Origin of the sequence: Mycobacterium sp. (assembly GCF_040509115.1) — a bacterium.
Taxonomy (GTDB): Bacteria; Actinomycetota; Actinomycetes; order Mycobacteriales; family Mycobacteriaceae; genus Mycobacterium.
Window position 1 is genome coordinate 1 of the sequence record NZ_JBEVLO010000568.1, and the last position, 3,361, is coordinate 3,361.

The following is a 3,361-nucleotide window of genomic DNA, read 5'->3' on the forward strand; positions in this document are numbered from 1 at the left end:
CTATCAGTTGCAGGTCACCTTGATCTCGAACTTCTTCGTGATCATCCCCGCCATCGGGTTCTTCATGTCGGCGCCCTGCGCCTCGCCGGTGATCGTGTAGGTGCTGCCCTCCACGGCGACGTCCGCCGAGCCGGTCTTCATACCGCCCATCTGCGCCACGGCCAAGGCATTTCCGTCGACGACGAGACCCAGCGATTCCACGGTCGGGGCGGCGTCGTCGGTCATCACGACGCCGAGGCCCTGCTGGCCGCCGACCGCGCCGCTGGCGACGTTGATCTTGCCCGCGGCCTTCACGCAGGTCACCGAGTTGAGGTCCAGGCCGGCCAGATTCTGGCCCTCGACCTTGACCTCGGTGTTGCCGCTGGTGCTGACGTCGGCGGCGACACTGCTGCCGCCCGCGGCTGCGGTGCTGGATTCCGTCGTCGTGCCCTTGTCGTCCGAGCAGCCGACCAGAACCAACGCGGCCGCCGCCAGGCCGATGCCCGCAGTCAGTACTCGCTTCATGATGTTCCCTTCGTTTCGCGCCGCCCCGATGGCGTCGTCGTGAAGCAAGTACAAAGGGCGCCAAACACTACCGATCCCAACAATCGGCGGAGGTACGGTGGCGGGGTGTCCGACACGCATGGCTCCGATCCAGCCCCCGACCAGCACGGTTCCGACGAGATCGTCGACGCCGAGATCGTGTCCGCCGACGACGTCTCGCCGACTGCGGAGCCGATCCCCGTCGCGCCCGAGGAGGTTGGCTACACCGCGGGGGGTGTCCCGACCTTCGAGTCGGTGCGCGAGAAGATCGAGACCAGGTACGGCACGTCCATCGGATCCGCCGAGTTGGCCTCGGAGACCGACGAGGGCCGTCGGGTCGAGGAGCAGTACGAGGCCCGCCAACGCGCGGCGGCGGAACGACTCGCCCAGATCAGAGCCGCGATGCGCGAGGAAACCGATTCCGGCTCGGGACAACCCTGAGTCGTGCGCGCCGTCACGGTCGAGGAGCGGCGGGCGCGGCTCGGACGTCGCCACTACCTCGCCAGCCCCACCACCTCGCCGATCACCGACCTCACCAGTCAGTTCGTCGGGCTGCACGCCACCGATCCGGCCACCCCGTATCTGTCACTCCTGGCGCGCACCAACGGATTTGAGCGTGCCGACCTCGATACCGCTCTGTACTCGGAGCGAACACTGATCAAACACCTCGCCATGCGCCGGACGTTGTGGGTGTTCGACGTCGGTGATCTAGCCGCCGTCCAGGCCGCCGCCAGCGACCGCGTCGCGGCCAACGAACGGCGAAAGCTGATCGTGGACGTCGTGAAGGCTGGCATCACGAACGACGGTGCGACCTGGCTCGCGGAGGCCTCGCGCGCCGTGCTCGACCATCTCGCCGAACATGGCCACACCAACGTCAGGGACCTACGCAGGGCCCTCCCCCAGTTGGCCGGTGACTACGACCCCGCGCCGGGCAAGACCTGGGGTGGTGCGGGACCCATCTCGCCGAGGGTGCTGACGGTGCTGGGCGTCGAAGGTCTCGTGGTTCGGGGCCCCAACGAGGGCACCTGGACGAATTCGCGCCCGAAGTGGGCCGCGACCGCGCATTGGCTGGGCTCCGCCCCGGACTCGATGGACCCCGAGGCCGCCCGCGCACGGCTGGTCGCGACCTGGCTGCGAACCTTCGGACCCGCCACCGTCAACGACGTGAAGTGGTACTTCGGCCACACCTTGACCTGGGCTCGGGACGGGCTGCGCGACGTCGGCGCGGTCGAGGTGGACCTCGACGGCGCTGTGGGTTACGTGCTGCCCGACGACCTGGACCCCGAACCCGCGTGCGAACCATGGTGCGCGCTGCTGCCCGGTCTCGACGTCACCGTCATGGGGTGGCAGGAGCGCGACTGGTACCTCGGCGCACACCGCAGCCAGGTCTTCGACCGCAACGGCAACGCCGGGCCGACGGCCTGGTGCGACGGCCGCGTGGTCGGCGGATGGGTCCAGGACACCGACGGCCGCGTGCGGCTGCAGATGCTCGAAGACGTCGGAGCCAAGGCCTCGAAGATGTTGGCGCGCAAGGCAAGAGAGCTCACCAACTGGCTGGACGGCGCGCGAGTCAACGCACGTTTTCCGTCGCCTCTCTCAAAAGGCGGCCTGCCGAAGGATCCGATCTCCTAGGACACCTTGCGCCGCTTCTTGGCCCGCACGGGAGACGGCAGCAGCTCGGCCAGGAACTGACCGGTGTAGCTCTCCGCCACCGCGGCGACGTCCTCCGGAGTTCCCTGCGCGACGACGGTGCCACCGCCACCGCCACCCTCGGGACCCATGTCGACGATCCAGTCCGACGTCTTGATGACGTCGAGGTTGTGCTCGATGACGATGACCGTGTTGCCCTTGTCGACCAGGCCGTTGATGACCTTCAGCAGCTTGCGAATGTCCTCGAAGTGCAGGCCGGTGGTCGGCTCGTCGAGGACGTAGACGGTGCGGCCCGTCGACCGCTTCTGCAGCTCGGCGGCCAGTTTGACGCGCTGCGCCTCACCACCGGAGAGGGTGGGCGCGGGCTGACCGAGCCGCACGTAGCCAAGTCCGACGTCGACCAGGGTCTTGAGATAGCGGTAGATCGACGTGATCGGCTCGAAGAACTCGGTCGCCTCCTCGATGGACATGTCGAGGACCTCGGAGATGGTCTTGCCCTTGTAGTGCACTTCGAGTGTCTCGCGGTTGTACCTGGCTCCGTGACACACCTCGCACGGCACGTAAACGTCCGGCAGGAAGTTCATCTCGATCTTGATGGTGCCGTCACCCGAGCAGGCCTCGCAGCGGCCGCCCTTGACGTTGAACGAGAACCGCCCCGGCTGATACCCGCGCACCTTGGCCTCGGTGGTCGCCGCGAACAGCGTCCGGATCTTGTCGAAGACGCCGGTGTAGGTGGCCGGGTTCGACCGCGGCGTGCGGCCGATCGGCGACTGGTCGACGCGAACCAGCTTGTCGAGCTGGTCGAGTCCGTTGATCCGGGTGTGGCGGCCTGGCACCTGCCGTGCGCCGTTGAGCTTGTTGGCCAGCACGGACGCCAGGATGTCGTTGACCAGCGTGGACTTGCCCGACCCGGATACCCCGGTGACCGAGGTCAGCACGCCCAGCGGGAAGGACACGTCGATCTCGCGGAGGTTGTTCTCCCGCGCACCGACCACCGTCAGCTGACGCTTGCGGTCGATCGGACGGCGGACGAGTGGTACCTCGATGCTTTCCTTGCCGGAAAGGTAAGCGCCGGTGATGGATTCGGGATTGGTCAACAGGTCCGCGTAGGTGCCGCTGTGCACGATGTGACCACCGTGCTCGCCCGCGGCGGGCCCGATGTCGACGACCCAGTCGGCGTGCGCGATGG

General features: G+C 67.6%; 4 protein-coding genes. 2 read left to right on the top strand and 2 right to left on the bottom strand.

Going from position 1 to position 3,361, the window contains the following annotated elements:
- Positions 1-3: 3 nt before the first annotated feature.
- Positions 4-504, bottom strand: coding sequence for a lipoprotein LpqH (locus ABW137_RS37690; RefSeq protein ID WP_526408420.1), 501 nt, complete (start codon positions 502-504; stop codon positions 4-6).
- 174 nt (positions 505-678) lie between these two features.
- On the opposite strand from ABW137_RS37690, the gene ABW137_RS37695 reads away from it, so the two are divergent.
- Both ABW137_RS37695 and ABW137_RS37700 read left to right on the top strand, forming a co-directional pair.
- Positions 679-963, top strand: coding sequence for a hypothetical protein (locus tag ABW137_RS37695; protein ID WP_526408426.1), 285 nt, complete (start codon positions 679-681; stop codon positions 961-963).
- Positions 964-966: 3 nt separating this feature from the next.
- The gene (locus ABW137_RS37700; RefSeq protein WP_526408422.1) at positions 967-2,154 is read left to right on the top strand and encodes a DNA glycosylase AlkZ-like family protein; all 1,188 of its coding nucleotides are present in this window, start codon (positions 967-969) and stop codon (positions 2,152-2,154) included.
- On the opposite strand, the gene ABW137_RS37705 is transcribed toward ABW137_RS37700, so the two are convergent.
- The coding region (locus ABW137_RS37705; protein ID WP_526408424.1) for an excinuclease ABC subunit UvrA at positions 2,151-3,361 on the bottom strand (1,211 nt) is incomplete at its 5' end. The genes ABW137_RS37700 and ABW137_RS37705 overlap by 4 nt on opposite strands.